Raw genomic sequence first — 16,899 nt, 5'->3', positions numbered from 1 at the left:
GGTCTCTTGACGCGACCGATGCGGGCGCGCCTGCGCGGGGCGGGCTATGCGGTGCGCAGCGGCCTGCCCGGGCCGGGCGATCTCGTCGCTGTCTGGGGCGCGAGCCCGACGGCGTGGCGCGGCTCCGCCATCGCGGCGCGGCGCGGCGCGCGGGTCGTGCGGATCGAGGACGCATTCCTGCGCTCGATCCGTCCCGGTCGTGCCGGGGCGCCGCCGCTGGGCCTGCTGATCGATCACGCGGGCGCGCATTTCGACCCCGCACAGGCCAGCGATCTCGAAACCCTTCTCGCAACGCATCCGCTCGACGATACGGCTCTTCTCGATCGGGCGCGCGACGGCATGGCGCGCCTGCGCGCGGCGGAGCTTTCCAAATATTCCGGCTTCGATCCCGAGGCCCCCCTGCCCGATCCAGGCTATGTGCTGGTGATCGACCAGACCGCGGGGGACGCGGCGGTCCGCGCGAGCCGGGGCGATCGCAACAGCTTTCTGGAAATGCTGTTCGAGGCGCGCGAGGCGCATCCCGGGGCGCGGATCGTCATCAAGACCCACCCCGAGAGCCAGCAGGGCTATCGCGCGGGCCATTTCCGCGAAACCGATCTTGGCCCCGGCATCTGCTTTTGCGACGCCCCGGTCTCACCATGGCAGCTTCTGGAAGGGGCCATCGCGGTGCATGCCTTTTCCTCGCAGATGGGGTTCGAGGCGATCCTTGCGGGCCATCGCCCGGTGATCCACGGTCAGCCCTTCTATACGGGCTGGGGCCTGACCGAGGACCGCGCCCCGGTGGATCGACGGCAGCGGCAGCTGACCCGCGCGCAGATCTTCGCCACCGCGATGATCCTTTATCCGCATTGGCACGACCCGCACATGGACCGCGCCTGCGACTTCGAGCGCGCGCTCGACAGCTTCGAGGCCGAGACCCGCGCGTGGCGCGAGGACCGGGCCGGCTGGGTCGCCAGCGGCATGCGGCTATGGAAGCGGCGCCACTTGCAGCGCGGCTTTGGCACGGTGCGGGCGGTTCGCTTCGTCGATCCCCCCGAGCGGGCCGCCGATCTGGCGACCCGGCAGGGACGCCGCCTCATGCTTTGGGGCGACCGCGCCGCGCCCCGGGGCGCCGTGCGGGTCGAGGACGGGTTCCTGCGTTCGCGCGGGTTGGGCGCGGCCTTGGTGCCCCCCGCGAGCCTCGGGCTTGACGATCTCGGCCTGCATTACGATCCCTCGCACGAAAGTCGGATGGAACGGCTCATCGCGGCCTCGGAGGGCCTGTCCGACGCCGACCGACGGCGCGCGGAACGGCTGGTAACGCGACTGCGCGCGGCGGGGCTGTCAAAATACAACCTTGCGGGCGCCGCGCTGCCCGACTTGCCGACCGGTCATCGCATCCTCGTGCCGGGTCAGGTCGAGGACGACGCCTCCATCCGGCTGGGCGCGGGTCCAGTGCGCAGCAATCTCGGCCTGCTCAGGGCAGTGCGCGCGGCCAATCCCGACGCGGTGATCCTCTACAAGCCGCACCCCGACATCGAGGCGGGGCTGCGGCCCGGCGCAGTACCAGACGCATCGCGCCATGCCGATGCGGTCCTTGCCCGCGTGGACGCGCTGGAGGCGCTCGGCGCGGTGGACGAGGTCTGGACCATGGCCTCGGGCATCGGCTTCGAGGCGCTGTTGCGCGGGCGACCCGTGACCTGCCTCGGCACGCCGTTCTATGCAGGCTGGGGCCTGACCCGCGACCTCGGACCACCCTGTCCGCGCCGCCGGGCACGCCCGGATCTCATGGGTCTCGCCCATGCGGCGCTGATCGGCTGGCCGCGCTATTTCGATCCGCTGACCGGACGCCCCTGCCCGCCGGAGCTGGTGCTCGACAGGTTGTCCGCCGGCATCACCGCGCACCGGCCGGGGCTGCGCGCGCTGGCCAAGCTGCAGGGCGCGTTCGCCTCGGCCGCGCCGCTCTGGCGGCGCTGAAGGCGCGTCAGCCGGGTCTGCGCCAAAGGCTCATCAGATCCGCCCCGACCCGCTCGTGCGCCGCCAGTTCCAGACGCGGCGCATCACCCAATCGGTCGTTCCCCATTGCGGCGAGCGCGGGCGTGCCTTCGGCCCCGATCGCGCAGCCGGCGGTGAACAGCGCAAGCTCGTCCACGAGATCCGCAGCGAGCAGCGAGGCCGCCAGCGCGGCGCCGCCTTCGCAGAACACCCGCGTCAGCCCCGCCTCGCCGAGGGCCGCGAGAGCTGCGCCGACATCGACCTGCCCGTTCGCCAGCGCGCAAGGCAGGCTGACCGCGCTCTGCGCCGTCCAGGGTGCCGCATCGACCGACGTCTCGTGACACAGCCAAAGCGGAACGGTCGCGGCACTGCGCGCAAGCGCGCCGTCCAGCGGCAAATCCAGCCTGCGCGACACCACCACCCGTACCGGCTGACGATCAATGCCAAGCCCGCGCACGGTGAGCATCGGGTCATCGGCCCGCGCCGTGCCGCCGCCGACCATGACCGCATCGTGCCGCGCCCGCATCATGTGCACCCGCGCCCGCGCCTGCGGCCCGGTGATCCAGCGGCTTTCGCCGGTGCCGGTGGCGATGCGCCCGTCGAGGCTGGCCGCGAGCTTGAGCGTGACGAAGGGGCGGCCCCGTTCGATCCGGCTCAGGAACCCTGATAGGTCGCGCCGGGCCTCGTCCACCATCAGCCCCGTCTCGACCGTGATCCCCGCCGCACGCAGCCGCGCGATGCCGCGGCCCGCCACACGCGGATCGGGGTCGTGCGCCGCCACGACCACCCGTGCCACGCCTGCGGCCACCAGCGCCTCGGCACAGGGCGGCGTCCGACCGTGATGCGCGCAAGGCTCCAACGTGACATAGGCCGTGGCCCCGCGCGCCTGAATGCCCGCCTGCGCCAGTGCCTGCGTTTCGGCATGTGGCCTGCCCCCATCGGCGGTGCGACCGCGCCCGATGATCCGGCCTTGAGCTACGATGACGCAACCGACATTGGGGTTGGGCCAGACCCGACCCAGCCCGCGCCGCCCGAGCGACAGCGCCAGCGCCATGAAGCGCCGGTCCCGCGCCATGCTCACTTGCTGGCCGGTGTGGGACGAAGCTGGGACATGAAGCGATCGAAATCGCCAACGGCCTGAAAGTTCATGTAGACGCTGGCAAAACGCACATAGGCCACGGTATCGATCCGCGCGAGCGACTCCATCACGATCTCGCCGATCTTCGAGGACGGGATATCGGTGTCGCCCATGCTTTCGAGCCGCCGGACGATGCCCGAGATCATCTGGTCCATGCGCTCGGGCTCCACCGGGCGCTTTTGCAGCGCGATGCGGATCGAGCGTTCGAGCTTGTCGCGGTCGAACTCCTCGCGCCGCCCATTGGTCTTGATCACCACAAGGTCGCGCAGCTGCACCCGCTCATAGGTGGTGAAACGTCCGCTGCACGAGGGGCAGAACCGCCTGCGGCGGATGGCGGCATGGTCCTCGGCCGGGCGGGAATCCTTGACCTGCGTATCGACATTTCCACAAAACGGGCAGCGCATCCGGATCCTCGTCACGTCTCTTGGGGGGCCAGTGCCCGCATTCCACCGCCAGTATAGGAGGATGCCCAAGAATTGGGTAGGGGTCGCAGCGGACACACCAGATAGCGCGGGCGGCCTCAGCGCAGCAGGCCGACCACCTCGCGTCGATGCGGGCGGGTGCGATGCTCGAAAAGATAGATCCCCTGCCACGTGCCGAGCATCATGCGCCCGTGGATCACCGGGATCTGCAACGAAGTCGGCATCAAGGCTGCCTTGATATGGCCGGGCATGTCATCCGGCCCTTCGTAGGTATGTGTGAGATAGGCCATGGATGGATCGTTCGACGGCGGGACCAGCCTGTTGATATACGCCGCAAGATCGGTCTGAACCTCCGGATCGGCGTTCTCCTGAATGAGAAGCGAACAGGAAGTATGGCGCACAAAGAGGGTAAGGAGCGCCTCGTCCGACGCTGCTTCTCGAACCCAGCGGGTGATCCGGTCCGTGAATTCGGTCAGACCCGGGCCATGCGTGTCGATCTCAAAGCTTGCGTGCAGGGATCAGCCTGCAATGACGCAACGCACGGAAGGGTTGCCGCCGGTTCCGACAAAGACCTGCTCCAGCGTGGCGCGGCATTCGTCGAGTTCGGCCGCCGACACAGGGATGTCGATCGCACCATCAAGGTCATAGCGCGCGGCGGGTTCGGTCACGTCCGCAAAGCCCGCGGCCGTGGACAGGATCGGGGCGATGCCCATGAGCGGCATGGTGAGGGCAGCTGCGAGGGCGATGGCAATCGGCTTTTTCATGGCGGTGTCTCCCGTCTCGATCCTGCATGACAAACACCGGAGCACGGAGAAGGTTTCCGAATAGTTTACGCGAGCCGCAAGACCAGTGGCGGTGTGGCAACACTCACGCCTTGCATGTGCTGCCCACGCTCATTCGGCAGGCTCTCGCGCATCGAGGGAAAGCGGCTCGGGGGCATCGTCCCCGGCCTCGTCGAATTCCACCCCAAGGTTCTTTTGGGTACGCGCGCCCATGGATTTGAGCTTTTCGATCTGGCCCAGCACGTTGCCACGCCCCGAGGAAAGCTGCCCCATCGCATCCTCATGCGCGCGGCTGGCCTGCCCGAGCGCGCGGCCCACCTGTTCCATGTTGCCGACAAAACCCGCGACCTTGTCGTAGAGCAGCCCCGCGCGCTTGGCGATGTCCTCGGCGTTGCTCTCGCGTCGCTCGACGGTCCAGATGTGATCGACGGTGCGCAGCGTCACCATCAGCGTCGTGGGGGTCATAACGCCCACGCCTTTGGATACCGCATAGGCGGTCAGGTCGCCCGTCTCCGACAGCGCCGCCGAGAGCGCGCCCTCGATCGGCATGAACATCAGCACATAATCGACAGAGCCGTCCTGCATCGCATAGTAGCCTTTGGCGGCGAGCTGGTCGATGTGACGGCGCACCGAGGCGACGTGCTCGCGCAGGTGGCGTTTGCGCTCGTCTTCGGTCTCGGCGTTCACCGCCGCCTCATAGGCGATCAGGCTCACCTTGCTGTCGACCACGAGGCTCTTGCCGCGCGGCATCCTGACGACCACGTCGGGCCGCCAGCGCGCCCCGTCTTCGTCGGTGCGGCTTTCTTGCACGGTGTAATGCGTGCCGCGCTCCAGTCCGGAGCTTTCGAGGATGCGTTCGAGGATCATCTCGCCCCAAGCGCCCTGCTTTTGCTTGTCGCCCTTGAGCGCGCGGGTGAGCGCCGCGGCTTCCGAGCGGATCGTTTCGGATTGGACCGTCAGCATCTCGATCTGCTTGCCGAGGCGCGCGCGCTCCTCGTCGGCCTTGCCATGCACCTGCCGCAACTCCGTCTCGAAGCGCGAGACGTGGTCGCGGAACGGCGTCAGAAGCTCGGTGAGCGTCCGGGTGTTGGCCTTGGAGAAATCCTCGCCGGTTTGGCGCAGGGTCTTGGTCGCCAGTTCCTCGAAGCGGCGCGACATCTCCTCGCGCAACTCCTTCAGCTCGGAGATGCGCGTCTCGGCGGCCTCGATCTCGCCCGCGCTGCGGGCCTGAAGCGTGGCGTGGTCGGATTGCAGCTGCGCATGACGCTCCTGCAACTCGCGCATCTCGGCGGTGAGGCTCAAGAGCTGCCCCTTCAGGTCGTTGCGCGTCTGCTCCAGGCCGCGCCTGGCCTCCTCGAGCGCCGCCTTGGCCGACCGAGTTTCGCCATGCGCCGCATCGCTTTCGAACTGGGCCTTGCGGGCCGCTGTCAGCTCTTCCTTGAGCGCCGAAAGCTGTCGCTCGCGCTCTTCGAGCCGCGTGCGCTCGGCCCCGGCACTGCCGCGCAGATCCTCGACCTCGCGCCGCCCGGCGTCGAGATCGGCGCGCAAGGCGGCAAGGGCCGCACGCGCGGCCCTGAGCCCGGTGAGGGCCGCGACGAGGGCAAGGAGCAAGACAAGGGCCGCGCCAAGGGAAACGAGCATGAGGGGATCGGTGGGCATGGGAACATCCTGGCTGGAACTGCGCCGATGTTCACGGTTCGACCTTGATCCGTCAACCCGGCGTTGAAGCGCCCGGCCGATCGGGACCGACGGCGCGCCACCGGTCCCTCATGGCCCAAGCGCGCCGGTGCGGTCAGTCGTCGAGATCGAGGGTCGGCAGCGACCGCCAGTCGTACTGGCGCACACGCTCCTGTTCGGCGGGCACATCCTCGCGCGTCAGCCCCGAGGCGGCGTAGTGGTTGTCACTGAAGGAGCCTTCGGAGGGCATCGGCGCGCCGCGCTCGAAGCTGTCCTTGCTGACCACGACGCAGGAGACGTTTGGCAGCTTGTGCTCGGCACAGATTGCCGCCGCCTCATTGAGGTAGCTGGCGAGGCCCTGCCCGTTGACTTTGGACATACCAAGCCGATTGGCCAGTTCGGAATAAGTGATCGCTTTTTCACCGGCGAGCATGGCCTCCGCGACGACCTTGATCGTCGCGAAAGCGCGCTGCCGGGTGAGTTGCGTGATCTTGCGATGCGCCATCACTGGTCGAGGAAGCTGCGAAGCTTGCGGCTCCGGCTCGGATGCTTGAGTTTGCGCAGCGCCTTGGCCTCGATCTGACGGATCCGCTCGCGCGTCACCGAGAACTGCTGGCCGACCTCTTCGAGGGTGTGGTCGGTGTTCATGCCGATGCCGAAGCGCATCCGCAGCACCCGCTCCTCGCGCGGGGTGAGCGAAGCAAGCACCCGCGTCGTGGTCTCCTTCAGGTTCTCCTGAATGGCCGAATCCAACGGCAGGATCGCGTTCTTGTCCTCGATGAAGTCACCGAGCTGGCTGTCCTCCTCGTCGCCGATCGGCGTCTCAAGGCTGATCGGCTCCTTGGCGATCTTCATCACCTTGCGGACCTTCTCGAGCGGCATCTGCAGCTTCTCGGCCAGCTCCTCCGGCGTCGGCTCGCGGCCGATCTCGTGCAGCATCTGGCGACCGGTGCGCACCAGCTTGTTGATCGTCTCGATCATATGCACCGGGATCCGGATGGTGCGGGCCTGATCGGCAATCGAGCGGGTGATCGCCTGACGGATCCACCACGTCGCATAGGTCGAGAACTTGTAGCCGCGGCGATACTCGAACTTGTCCACCGCCTTCATCAGGCCGATGTTGCCTTCTTGGATGAGGTCGAGGAACTGCAAGCCGCGGTTGGTGTATTTCTTGGCGATCGAGATCACGAGACGCAGGTTGGCCTCGACCATCTCCTTCTTGGCCTGACGGGCCTCCTTTTCGCCCTTCTGGACCTGCTGGACGATGCGGCGGAATTCGCCGATATCGACGCCGACATACTGACCGACCTGCGCCATCTCGGAGCGCAGCTCCTCGATCTTGCCGGCCGAACGCTCGAACAGCGCCTGCCAGCCGCGGCCCGGCTTTTCGGCCATCCGCTCCATCCAGGTGGGATCGAGTTCGGCGCCGCGATACTCGTCGATGAACTCACGGCGGTTGATGCGGGCCTGATCGGCGAGCTTCACCATGCTCGAGTCGATCGACATGATTCGACGGTTGATGCCGTAGAGCTGGTCGATCAGCGCGTCGATGCGGTTATTGTGCAGGTGCAGCGAGTTGACCAGCACCACCAGCTCCGAGCGCAGCGTCTGATACTCGACCTCGTTGGCGTTCGAGAAAGTCGAATCCTCGTTCAGCGTCGCCGACATGCGCGCGTCCTGCATGTCCGACAGGCGCGAGAAGTTCTCGGCGATGGTATCGAGCGTCTCGAGCACGCGCGGCTTGAGCGCGGCCTCCATCGCGGCGAGCGACATGTTGTGCTGCTCGTCGTCCTCGTCGTCATCGTCGTTGTTGCTGATCGGATTGCCGTCGGCGTCGAGTTCGGAGCGGCCCTCGGAGCGTTCGCCTCCGGAGGCGGGCTGCGCGGCGCCAGACTCGACCACCGGCTCGTCGCCCTCTTCCTCGCCAAGCTGGCCCGAGAAGGTGGTCTCGAGATCGATCACGTCGCGCAGCAGGATGTCCTCGGACAGAAGCTCGTCGCGCCAGATCGTGATCGCCTGAAAGGTGAGCGGGCTTTCGCACAGGCCCGCGATCATCGTATTGCGACCAGCCTCGATGCGCTTGGCGATAGCGATCTCGCCTTCGCGTGACAGCAATTCGACCGAACCCATCTCGCGCAGATACATGCGCACCGGGTCATCGGTGCGGTCGAGCTTTTCGGCCTCGGCCCCCGCCAGCGTGACGTCGCGGTTGCCGCCCACCGTGGCGACCTCGCGCGAGCCGCCGTCATCGGCCTCTTCGCTTTCCTCGGCCTCGGTCACCTGAATGCCCATCTCCGAGAGCATCGACATGACATCCTCGATCTGGTCCGAGGAGACCTGATCGGGGGGCAGGACCTGATTGAGCTGGTCATAGGTGATGTAGCCGCGCTCGCGCGCTTCGGAGATCATCTTCTTGACCGCCGCCTGGCTCATGTCGAGCGTCATCGCCCCGTCCTGGTCGTCGTCCTTGCGGTCGTCGGTGTCTTTCGCGGCCATGAAGGGCTCCTCGTTCGGTGAACGTCCTGTCCAGCGCGGGCAGTGATTCGGACTGCCCGAATCAACCCGCAAGGGCGGCGATTCGCAACCTCCCCGCGCCCGATTCTTTCATGCATTCGCAACAACCATCGCCGAATCGGTGCGACGGGCCGCGTCTCAACTCCCCTTGGGACCGCCTTTGCCGAAGGCGATGGTCCCCAGAAGAGCGTCGAATTCGGACCTCTCGTCGCGCCGCATCGGTGCGCCGTTGGTCCCGTATTCGTATTCGGTCGTATCCTCTCCGTCGCCGCGACCCGCCTTGTCGAGCGCTTCGGCCGCGCGCGACAGGCGCCAGGTCAGCCCCTCGTCGCTCAGCCCCGACAGGTCCTCGACCGCCTCGGCCAGCTCGCGGGCATGGCCCCGGCGGGCGTCGAGCTTGGCCAGCTCCTCGGCCAGACACATCCGGGCGACATCGGCATCGCCGGGTTTGCGGACCCCCGGACTGATCGCCACATGGCGTTGGGAGAACAGGGTTTCAAGGGTATCCTGCCCAAGCCGCGCCTCAAGCGCGCCGCGCAGATCGCTCTCGTGGTGGCAGGCGAGAATGCCATGCGCCAAGGCCGCGTGATCGGGATCACGGCAATCCATCCGCTCAAGCGCGGGCTCGAACTCGTGCAGCACCTCGGGCGTGGCGATCAGCGTGGCGAGGATCACCGCCTCGCGCAGGTGATCCTCGACCACGCCACCGGTGGCGAGCATCGAGGCGCGCGCAGCCGAGCTCGGCGCGAGCGGCAGCTGGTTCGGCTTGAAGAAACCGCCGCGTCCACCCCGGTCGATCCGGGTCGGCCCGGACTGGCGGCGCGGGTTGAACAGCTCCCATTTCAGGCGCTTCAGTTCGGCCTCGTAATGCCCGCGCAAATCCGGCTCGCGAATGAGCGCGGTGGCGTCGCGCAGCCTCTTGTCGAGAGCCGCGCGCCGCTCGGGGCTGTCGAAGTCGTGGCCCTCGGTCTCGCGCCGCCACAACAGCTGCACCATCGGCTGTGCCTGCGCCACGACCTCGCGCATCGCCGTCGCCCCCTTGGCGCGGATCAGATCGTCGGGGTCGAGGCCTTCGGGCATCAGCGCGAATCTAAGCCCCTGCCCCGCGCCGATCAGCGGCAGCGCGAGGTCGATGACCCGCCGCGCGGCGCGAAGCCCCGCCGCATCGCCGTCGAGCGCGATCACCGGCTCGGGGTGGACCCGCCACATCAGCTGAAGCTGGCTTTCGGTGACGGCGGTGCCCAAGGGGGCCACGGCGGCCTGCAGACCAGCCTCCGAGAGCGCGATCACGTCCATGTAGCCCTCGGCCACCACGAGCGGCGCGCCCTTGCCCGCCGCCTCGCGGGCGGAGGCGAGGTTGTAGAGGCTGCGCCCCTTGTCGAAGAGTTCGGTCTCGGGGGAGTTCAGGTATTTCGCCCGTGCGTTGGGGTCCATTGCCCGTCCGCCCAGCGCGATGGCGCGGCCGCGCCCGTCACGAATGGGAAAGATGATGCGCCCGCGAAACCGGTCATAGACCGCGCCGCCGCCTTCTGGCCGCGCGGCGAGCCCCGCCGCCACGATCATCTCCTCGGCGATGCCCTTGGCCTTGAGCGCCCGGCTCAGCGCCGCGCGGTCGTCCGGGGCGAAGCCCAACTCCCAGCGCGCCTGCGCCGCCTCGTCGAGGCCGCGCCCGACAAGGTAGTCGCGCGCGCTGCTGGCCGAGGTGGTGCGAAGCTGCATGCGGAACCACTGCACCGCCTGCTCCATCACCTCGACCAGCTCACCCCGGCGGTCGGCCTTCTTTTGCGCCTGCGGGTCGCGTTCGGGCATCGGCATGCCCGCCTCGGCGGCGAGGATCTTCACCGCGTCGATGAAATCGACGTTCTCGGTCTCGCGCACGAAAGAGATCGCGTCGCCCTTCGCATGGCAGCCGAAGCAGTAGTAGAAGCCCTTGCGATCATCGACGTGAAAGCTCGCGGATTTCTCTTGGTGGAACGGGCATGGCGCCCAGAAATCGCCCTTGCCCTGGTTCGACTTCTTCATGTCCCACGCAACCTTACGCCCGACCACCTGGCCGAGGCTGAGGCGCGTGCGCAATTCTTCGAGGAAACCGGGGGGCAGACTCATGGCGCCAATATCGGGCCCGCGCGACCCCAAGTCCAGAACCCGCCCCGCCGCGATCAATCAATTCTCGCACGGTGTGCCTAGGGCTTTCGAAGCCCGGCGAAGAACCGGCTCAAAAGCACCTCGGACTCGGCCGCCGCGATGCCATCGAAAACCACGGGCCTGTGGTGGCATTGCGGATGCGAGAACACGCGCGCCCCCCGTTCGACGCCGCCCGATTTGGGGTCCGCCGCGCCGTAATGCAGCCGCGCGATGCGGGCGAATGAGATGGCGGCAGCGCACATCGGACAGGGCTCGAGCGTCACCCAAAGCGCGCAGCCGGTGAGCCTTTCGGAGCCCAAGGCCGCGCAGGCCGCGCGGATCGCCAGCGTTTCGGCATGCGCCGTGGGATCGTTCAGTTCGCGCGTGCGGTTGCCGGCCTGTGCGATCACCCTGCCGGAGGCATCGGCCACGACCGCGCCCACGGGCACCTCGCCGCGCGTGGCGGCGGCGCGCGCCTCGGCGAGCGCGAGGTCCATGTGGGATCGAAACCGCATGATCCCTGATGCCCCGTGTCGCGCGGCGCTGGCAAGGGCGCGCGCAAGCGGTTATGGCGGATGGATGGACAAGAACGACACCCCCGAGGGCGACCGGATCGCCAAGGTTCTCTCGCGCGCCGGCGTGGCCTCGCGCCGCGAGGCCGAGCGCATGATCGAAGATGGCCGCGTCAAGGTGAACGGCGAGCGGATCTTCAGCCCGGCGCTGAACGTCACCGCCAAGGACCGCATCACCGTTGACGGCGCGCCCTTGGCCGCGCCCGAACCGGCGCGGCTGTGGCTCTATCACAAGCCTGCGGGCCTCGTGACCAGCGCCTCGGACGAGAAGGGCCGCAAGACCGTCTTCGACGAGCTGCCCGAGGACATGCCGCGCGTGATGAGCGTGGGCCGGCTCGACCTCAACTCCGAGGGGCTGCTGCTGCTCACCAATGATGGCGAGTTGAAGCGCAAGCTCGAACTGCCCTCGACCGGCTGGCTGCGGCGCTACCGGGTGCGGATCAACGGCTCGGTGAGCGAGGACAAGCTTGACCGGTTGCGCAAGGGCATTTCAGTCGAGGGCGTCGACTATCAGCCGATGCAGGTGACCTTCGACCGCCAGCAGGGTGCCAATGCCTGGCTGACGATCGGCCTGCGCGAGGGCAAGAACCGCGAGATCCGCCGCGCCATGGCCGAGCTGGAGGTGGCGGTGAACCGGCTGATCCGGATCAGCTACGGGCCGTTCCAAATCGGCAACCTCGAACCCGGCGAGGTCGAGGAGATCCGGCCCAAGGTGCTGCGGGAGCAGTTGGGCGAAGGCGACAGCCCCAAGGTCCAGCGCCGCCGCCCCGACGGCACGCCCGGGGCCAAGCCCGGCCTGCGCGGCACTGGCCCCAAGGGACCGGGCGGCGCGCGCAAGCAGGCCAGCGAAACGAAACGGTCGACCGGCGGCACGGGCCGCGTCTTTGGCGCCAAGGTCGCGAGCGATGGCGACCGGCCCGGGTTCAAGTCCGGGCGCGCCGGTGCCAAGGGCGGTGCCAGGACGGAGACGCCCGGCTCGAGGACCGACCGCACCGGCCCGAAAGGCGGGCGGTCCGGCTTCGACGCCGATCGCTCCGGCCCGAAAGGCGACCGCGCCGCGCGTGGCGGCCCCAAAGGCGGCCCCGGCGGCGGTTCCGGAGGCGGGCGCGGGCCGAAACCGCCGAAACGCTGAGCGCCCCTCGAAAAGCCGCGCGACGCCCCCTATTATCTGAAGGGCCTAGCCAAGGGACCGCCCGGCCATGACGCGATTGATTCTGCTGCTCCTTGTCGCCTCCGCGCTGGTCTTTGCCGGGGCGCAGATCCTCGCCGCGATCCGCGGCGGATCGCGGCGGCGTTCGGCGCTGCCTGCCACACAGGAGGACGCCATGCCCGCGCCATTCCGTACCATCGCCTATCTCGTGCTGCTGGCCCTGATGGCCGGCACCGCGACCGGCCTTCTGGGAGCCGGCTGATGGCCCGGCGCTTCGGCGGGCGCTACAGCCCCGATCCGCAGACCCGCAGCCCTGCCCCCGATCTGCGCGACACCGCCCGCGTCGATCCGGCGGGCGCGCGGGTGAACCTGCTGTTCGTGCCCCCCGCTCTGCTGGCGCTGTTCTCGCTCGGCGCCGGACCTGCCGGCCTCGTTGCGGGTCTGGTCGGCGCGGGCGTGCTGACCGCCGCTGCCTTCCTGCTGCGTGACGGCCTGCGGGCCGAGGCCGAATGGCGGGCCCGCTCCGTCGCGCGCCGCCCCGCTTGGCCGCGCAAGATGATGGCCTCCGGGCTGACCGGACTTGGCGTGGCGCTGGCCGCGTGGTCGGGTGATGGCGGTCTCTTCGGCCCGCTTCTCTATGGCATCGCCGCCAGCGGGCTGCATGTCGCAGCCTTCGGCATCGACCCGATGTCGGACAAGCGCATCGACGGCGTCGACGATCACCAGCAGGACCGCGTCGCCAAGGTCGTGGACGAGGCCGAAAGCTATCTCGCGCAGATGCGCGAGGCGATCTCGGGGTTGCGCGACCGCGCGCTCGACGAGCGCGTCGCCGCGTTTCAGGCCCGGGCGCGCGAGATGATCCGCACCGTGGAGCGTGATCCGCGCGACCTGACGCAGGCACGGCGTTACTTGGGGGTGTATCTGATGGGCGCGCGCGACGCTTCGGTGAAATTCGCCGATCTGTGGTCGCGGGGTCGCGACAGTGCCGCGCGGGCGGAGTATGAATCGCTCCTGACGGATCTCGACGCCAACTTCGCGGCCCGGACCGAGACGATGCTGCTTTCGGACCGGACCGACATGGACATCGAGATCCGCGTGTTGCGGGACCGCTTGGCGCGCGAAGGCGTTGTGGCTCCGTCTGAAAGAGGGAACGAGTGATGTCCGACAAGACCCGCGATGCCGCGGCCGCCCGCGTGGCCGAGATCGAGACCCTGAACCAGATCCGCCTGCCCGATCCCGGCGGCGAGCTGACGCTCGAGGCCGCCGCACCCGAGCAGAGCGCCGAGATCCGCCGCCGCATGAGCGAAATCGACCTTGGCGACACCAACTCCATCGTGCGCTTCGGCTCGGGCGCGCAGGCCGAATTGCAGCAGATCAGCCAATCGATGCTTCAGGGCGTGCAGAACAAGGATGTGGGTCCGGCGGGTGAAAGCCTGCGCGACATCGTCGCCACGATCCGCGGCTTCGACGTGGCCGAGCTCGACCCCAATCGCAAGCGCAGCCTGTGGGACAGGCTGACCGGCAAAGCCAAGCCGCTGGCCAAGTTCACCGAACGGTTCCGCGATGTGCAGGGCCAGATCGACCGCATCACCGACGAGCTGCTGCGCCATGAGCACGCGCTGATGAAGGACATCGAGAGCCTCGACGTACTCTACGACAAGACCCTCGCTTTCTACGACGAGCTGGCGCTCTACATCGCGGCGGGCGAGGCGCGGCTTGAGGAGATCGACGCCACCGAGATCCCGGCGCAGCAGGCCAAGATGGAGGCCGCCCCCGAGGAGGCGCAGGTTATGGCTGCGCAGGAACTGCGCGACATGCGCGCCGCGCGCGACGATCTGGAGCGGCGGGTGCACGACCTCAAGCTGACTCGGCAGGTGACGATGCAGTCGCTGCCCTCGATCCGGCTGGTGCAGGAAAACGACAAGAGCCTTGTCACCAAGATCAATTCCACCCTCGTAAACACCGTGCCGTTGTGGGAGACCCAGCTCGCGCAGGCCGTGACGATCCAGCGCGGGGCAGCGGCGGCGAGCGCGGTGCGCGAGGCCAACGACCTCACCAATGATCTCTTGCGCTCGAACGCCGAGAACCTGCGCAGTGCCAACAAGGCGATCCGCACCGAGATGGAACGCGGCGTGTTCGACATTGAGGCGGTAAAGGCAGCCAATGCCGAGCTGATCGCCACCATCGATGAGAGCCTCGACATCGCCGACGAAGGCAAGCGCCGCCGCGCCGAGGCCGAGGCCGAGCTGCGCCGCATGGAAGGCGAGCTGAAAACGGCGCTGGGTTCGGCGCGCAGCCGCGCGGCGCCCGGCACGCCCAGATCATCCGGTACCACCCCGCGCGGATAAGGCACGGCAATGCAAGCACGATCCGTCAGGTCGATTTGCGGGGCATTGGCCCTGATGCTCGTGGCGGGCTGCGCCTCGGAGGCCGAACTCGTGCCGGTAACACCGCCGCGCGAAGAGCCGGCGGCCAAGATCCCCCAGCCGACGGCCCCCGCAGCCGCGCCTGCACCGCCCGTCCGCCCCGCCGTCACGCCCGAACCCACGCGCTCCGCCGCGAGCCAGGCTCTGTCGCAGCATTACGCGCGGCTGCAATCGGACCTTGTGACCCAAGGGCTGCTGCGCGGCGATGGCGGCGGGCCGGACACGCCCTTCACCGACACGATGCTGGCGCGCAATTTCATCCGTATCGCGCTCTACGATGAATACGTGGCCGATGGCGAAACCCTGCGCGCCGAGGCGACGATGAGCCGTCTGCGTCGCTGGGAAAACCCGATCCGCATGGACGTGCAGTTCGGCGACACCGTGCCCGCCAAGCAGCGCGTGCGCGACCGCAACGCCGTGGCCGCCTATGGTGCGCGGCTGTCGCGGCTCACCGGCGTGCCGATCACCCAGACCGCGGCGGAAGGCAACTTCTCGGTGCTGATCCTGAACGAGGATGACCGCGCGGGCTATGAGGACAAGCTGAGGCAGATGGTGCCTGGCATCGCCGAAAGCTCGGTGCGGGCCTTCCTGAACCCGCCGCGCTCGACGCTGTGCCTCGTCATCGCCTTCTCGGGCGATGGCGGCAACACCTACAGCCGCGCCGTGGCGCTGATCCGGGGCGAGCATCCCGACATGCTGCGCCTCGCCTGCATCCATGAGGAGCTGGCCCAAGGCATGGGGCTCGCCAATGACAGCCCGCAGGCGCGCCCCTCGATCTTCAACGACGACGAGGAGTTCGGCCTGCTGACGCGGCATGACGAACTGCTTCTGAAGATGCTCTACGACCGGCGGCTCAGCCCCGGCATGAGCGCCGTCGAGGCCGCGCCAATCGCGCGCGAGATCGCGGCGGAACTGCTGGGCGGCAACGCCTGAGCGCAACACGGGAGACGACACATGGGCATACTCGATTTTCTGTCAGGTCAGTTCATCGACGTCATCCATTGGACCGATGACAGCCGCGACACGATGGTCTGGCGCTTCGAGCGCGAGGGCCACGAGATCAAGTACGGCGCCAAGCTGACGGTGCGCGAGGGTCAGGCGGCGGTCTTCGTGCATGAAGGCCAGCTGGCGGATGTGTTCAAGCCGGGTCTCTACATGCTCGAGACCAACAACATGCCGATCATGACCTCGCTGCAGCACTGGGATCACGGGTTCCGGTCGCCGTTCAAATCCGAGGTCTACTTCGTCAACACCACCCGCATCACCAACCAGAAATGGGGCACCAAGAATCCGGTGATGTGCCGCGACCCCGAATTCGGGCCGGTGCGCCTGCGGGCCTTCGGCTCCTACGCGATGCGGATCACCGACCCCGCCCTGTTCCTGCGCGAGATCGTCGGCACGGATGGCGAATTCACCACCTCCGAGATCTCTTACCAGATCCGTAACATCGTGGTGCAGGAGGCGAGCCGCGTGCTCGCCGGATCGGGCATCCCCGTGCTCGACATGGCGGCCAACACCGGGGATCTGGGCAAGATCGTGCGCGAGGCGATCGCGCCGGTGGTCGCGCAATACGGGCTGGAGCTGCCGGAGTTCTACGTCGAGAACGTCTCGCTCCCCGAAGCGGTGGAGCGTGCGCTCGACAAGCGCACCTCGATGGGGATCGTCGGCGACCTGAACCGTTTCGGCCAGTATTCCGCCGCCGAGGCGATGACCACCGCCGCGGCCAACCCGTCGGGGACGATGGGGGCGGGAATGGGCTTTGGCATGGGCATGGTCGCGGGACAAGGGCCGTGGGGGCCGATGCCCGGTCACCAGATGCAGCAACCGCAGCAACATGCCGCCCCGCCGCCGCCGCCTCCGCCGCCGCCGGCCGAGCATGTCTGGCACCTCGCGGTGAACGGTCAGACCTCAGGACCCTTTTCCAAGGCGCGGCTGGGCCGAATGGTGACCGAGGGCGGCTTTGGGCGCGACACCCTCGTCTGGACCGCCGGTCAGGACGGCTGGAAGCGGGCCGAGGATGTGGACGAGCTGGCACAGCTCTTCACGGTGATGCCGCCCCCCCCGCCTCCGGCACCGCCCGCCTCGTGACGTCAACCGTGACACTGACCGTGACCACGCGC

16 protein-coding genes are annotated in these 16,899 nt (G+C 68.2%); 7 read left to right on the top strand and 9 right to left on the bottom strand.

The window, feature by feature from the left end; all coding sequences use genetic code 11:
* Nucleotides 1–18 precede the first annotated feature (18 nt).
* Nucleotides 19–1,956, top strand: a complete 1,938-nt coding sequence (locus ACJASC_RS05645; protein ID WP_415144272.1) for a capsular polysaccharide biosynthesis protein — start codon at nucleotides 19–21, stop codon at nucleotides 1,954–1,956.
* Between the two features lie 7 nt (nucleotides 1,957–1,963).
* On the opposite strand, the gene ribD is transcribed toward ACJASC_RS05645, so the two are convergent.
* From ribD to ACJASC_RS05600, 9 genes are all read right to left on the bottom strand, one after another.
* Entirely contained in the window at nucleotides 1,964–3,049 is a 1,086-nt protein-coding gene (ribD, locus tag ACJASC_RS05640; RefSeq protein ID WP_415144270.1) for a bifunctional diaminohydroxyphosphoribosylaminopyrimidine deaminase/5-amino-6-(5-phosphoribosylamino)uracil reductase RibD, read from the bottom strand.
* Between the two features lie 2 nt (nucleotides 3,050–3,051).
* Nucleotides 3,052–3,516 (bottom strand): transcriptional regulator NrdR, encoded by a 465-nt coding sequence (nrdR, locus tag ACJASC_RS05635; RefSeq protein WP_021692221.1) that lies wholly within the window; start codon nucleotides 3,514–3,516, stop codon nucleotides 3,052–3,054.
* A gap of 116 nt (nucleotides 3,517–3,632) precedes the next feature.
* Complete coding sequence (locus tag ACJASC_RS05630) at nucleotides 3,633–4,049, bottom strand: secondary thiamine-phosphate synthase enzyme YjbQ (protein ID WP_415144492.1); 417 nt, start codon at nucleotides 4,047–4,049, stop codon at nucleotides 3,633–3,635.
* A 3-nt stretch (nucleotides 4,050–4,052) separates the two neighbouring features.
* Nucleotides 4,053–4,298: a hypothetical protein gene (locus ACJASC_RS05625; RefSeq protein ID WP_021692223.1), complete on the bottom strand. Its 246-nt coding sequence runs from the start codon at nucleotides 4,296–4,298 to the stop codon at nucleotides 4,053–4,055.
* A 129-nt stretch (nucleotides 4,299–4,427) separates the two neighbouring features.
* The gene (locus ACJASC_RS05620; protein ID WP_021692224.1) at nucleotides 4,428–5,975 is read right to left on the bottom strand and encodes a DNA recombination protein RmuC; all 1,548 of its coding nucleotides are present in this window, start codon (nucleotides 5,973–5,975) and stop codon (nucleotides 4,428–4,430) included.
* Nucleotides 5,976–6,108: 133 nt separating this feature from the next.
* On the bottom strand, nucleotides 6,109–6,498 hold the full coding sequence (locus ACJASC_RS05615; protein WP_021692225.1) for a hypothetical protein: 390 nt from the start codon (nucleotides 6,496–6,498) through the stop codon (nucleotides 6,109–6,111).
* The gene (gene rpoD, locus ACJASC_RS05610) at nucleotides 6,498–8,489 is read right to left on the bottom strand and encodes an RNA polymerase sigma factor RpoD (RefSeq protein ID WP_415144267.1); all 1,992 of its coding nucleotides are present in this window, start codon (nucleotides 8,487–8,489) and stop codon (nucleotides 6,498–6,500) included. The genes ACJASC_RS05615 and rpoD overlap by 1 nt, the downstream gene beginning before the upstream one ends.
* 156 nt (nucleotides 8,490–8,645) lie before the next feature.
* A complete protein-coding gene (gene dnaG / locus ACJASC_RS05605; protein WP_415144265.1) occupies nucleotides 8,646–10,613 on the bottom strand; it encodes a DNA primase in 1,968 nt (655 codons plus the stop codon).
* Nucleotides 10,614–10,690: 77 nt separating this feature from the next.
* On the bottom strand, nucleotides 10,691–11,146 hold the full coding sequence (locus tag ACJASC_RS05600) for a nucleoside deaminase (protein WP_415144263.1): 456 nt from the start codon (nucleotides 11,144–11,146) through the stop codon (nucleotides 10,691–10,693).
* 64 nt (nucleotides 11,147–11,210) lie between these two features.
* Between ACJASC_RS05600 and ACJASC_RS05595 the strand changes: the two genes are divergently transcribed.
* The 6 genes from ACJASC_RS05595 to ACJASC_RS05570 all read left to right on the top strand — a co-directional run bounded on the left by ACJASC_RS05595 (nucleotide 11,211) and on the right by ACJASC_RS05570 (nucleotide 16,867).
* The gene (locus ACJASC_RS05595; protein WP_415144261.1) at nucleotides 11,211–12,335 is read left to right on the top strand and encodes a pseudouridine synthase; all 1,125 of its coding nucleotides are present in this window, start codon (nucleotides 11,211–11,213) and stop codon (nucleotides 12,333–12,335) included.
* Nucleotides 12,336–12,402: 67 nt separating this feature from the next.
* Complete coding sequence (locus ACJASC_RS05590; protein WP_021692230.1) at nucleotides 12,403–12,615, top strand: hypothetical protein; 213 nt, start codon at nucleotides 12,403–12,405, stop codon at nucleotides 12,613–12,615.
* The gene (locus ACJASC_RS05585) at nucleotides 12,615–13,511 is read left to right on the top strand and encodes a 5-bromo-4-chloroindolyl phosphate hydrolysis family protein (protein WP_415144259.1); all 897 of its coding nucleotides are present in this window, start codon (nucleotides 12,615–12,617) and stop codon (nucleotides 13,509–13,511) included. Before ACJASC_RS05590 ends, ACJASC_RS05585 begins: the two co-directional genes overlap by 1 nt.
* The gene (locus ACJASC_RS05580; protein WP_415144257.1) at nucleotides 13,511–14,701 is read left to right on the top strand and encodes a toxic anion resistance protein; all 1,191 of its coding nucleotides are present in this window, start codon (nucleotides 13,511–13,513) and stop codon (nucleotides 14,699–14,701) included. Before ACJASC_RS05585 ends, ACJASC_RS05580 begins: the two co-directional genes overlap by 1 nt.
* Before the next feature lie 54 nt (nucleotides 14,702–14,755).
* Nucleotides 14,756–15,712, top strand: coding sequence for a DUF2927 domain-containing protein (locus ACJASC_RS05575; protein ID WP_415144490.1), 957 nt, complete (start codon nucleotides 14,756–14,758; stop codon nucleotides 15,710–15,712).
* 21 nt (nucleotides 15,713–15,733) lie between these two features.
* Nucleotides 15,734–16,867: an SPFH domain-containing protein gene (locus ACJASC_RS05570; RefSeq protein ID WP_415144255.1), complete on the top strand. Its 1,134-nt coding sequence runs from the start codon at nucleotides 15,734–15,736 to the stop codon at nucleotides 16,865–16,867.
* Nucleotides 16,868–16,899: the final 32 nt, after the last annotated feature.

The organism is Limimaricola cinnabarinus (assembly GCF_047631075.1).
Lineage (GTDB): Bacteria > Pseudomonadota > Alphaproteobacteria > Rhodobacterales > Rhodobacteraceae > Limimaricola > Limimaricola cinnabarinus.
This window is presented reverse-complemented; position numbering and strand designations above follow the sequence as displayed.

Excerpts from the sequence above, each read along its gene's own strand:
- ACJASC_RS05645 (WP_415144272.1), top strand. The coding sequence starts at position 19 with ATGCGGGCGCGCCTGCGCGGGGCGGGCTATGCGGTGCGCAGCGGCCTG.
- ribD (WP_415144270.1), bottom strand. The coding sequence starts at position 3,049 with ATGGCGCGGGACCGGCGCTTCATGGCGCTGGCGCTGTCGCTCGGGCGG.
- nrdR (WP_021692221.1), bottom strand. The coding sequence starts at position 3,516 with ATGCGCTGCCCGTTTTGTGGAAATGTCGATACGCAGGTCAAGGATTCC.
- ACJASC_RS05625 (WP_021692223.1), bottom strand. The coding sequence starts at position 4,298 with ATGAAAAAGCCGATTGCCATCGCCCTCGCAGCTGCCCTCACCATGCCG.
- ACJASC_RS05620 (WP_021692224.1), bottom strand. The coding sequence starts at position 5,975 with ATGCCCACCGATCCCCTCATGCTCGTTTCCCTTGGCGCGGCCCTTGTC.
- ACJASC_RS05615 (WP_021692225.1), bottom strand. The coding sequence starts at position 6,498 with ATGGCGCATCGCAAGATCACGCAACTCACCCGGCAGCGCGCTTTCGCG.
- rpoD (WP_415144267.1), bottom strand. The coding sequence starts at position 8,489 with ATGGCCGCGAAAGACACCGACGACCGCAAGGACGACGACCAGGACGGG.
- dnaG (WP_415144265.1), bottom strand. The coding sequence starts at position 10,613 with ATGAGTCTGCCCCCCGGTTTCCTCGAAGAATTGCGCACGCGCCTCAGC.
- ACJASC_RS05600 (WP_415144263.1), bottom strand. The coding sequence starts at position 11,146 with ATGCGGTTTCGATCCCACATGGACCTCGCGCTCGCCGAGGCGCGCGCC.
- ACJASC_RS05595 (WP_415144261.1), top strand. The coding sequence starts at position 11,211 with ATGGACAAGAACGACACCCCCGAGGGCGACCGGATCGCCAAGGTTCTC.
- ACJASC_RS05590 (WP_021692230.1), top strand. The coding sequence starts at position 12,403 with ATGACGCGATTGATTCTGCTGCTCCTTGTCGCCTCCGCGCTGGTCTTT.
- ACJASC_RS05585 (WP_415144259.1), top strand. The coding sequence starts at position 12,615 with ATGGCCCGGCGCTTCGGCGGGCGCTACAGCCCCGATCCGCAGACCCGC.
- ACJASC_RS05580 (WP_415144257.1), top strand. The coding sequence starts at position 13,511 with ATGTCCGACAAGACCCGCGATGCCGCGGCCGCCCGCGTGGCCGAGATC.
- ACJASC_RS05575 (WP_415144490.1), top strand. The coding sequence starts at position 14,756 with ATGCTCGTGGCGGGCTGCGCCTCGGAGGCCGAACTCGTGCCGGTAACA.
- ACJASC_RS05570 (WP_415144255.1), top strand. The coding sequence starts at position 15,734 with ATGGGCATACTCGATTTTCTGTCAGGTCAGTTCATCGACGTCATCCAT.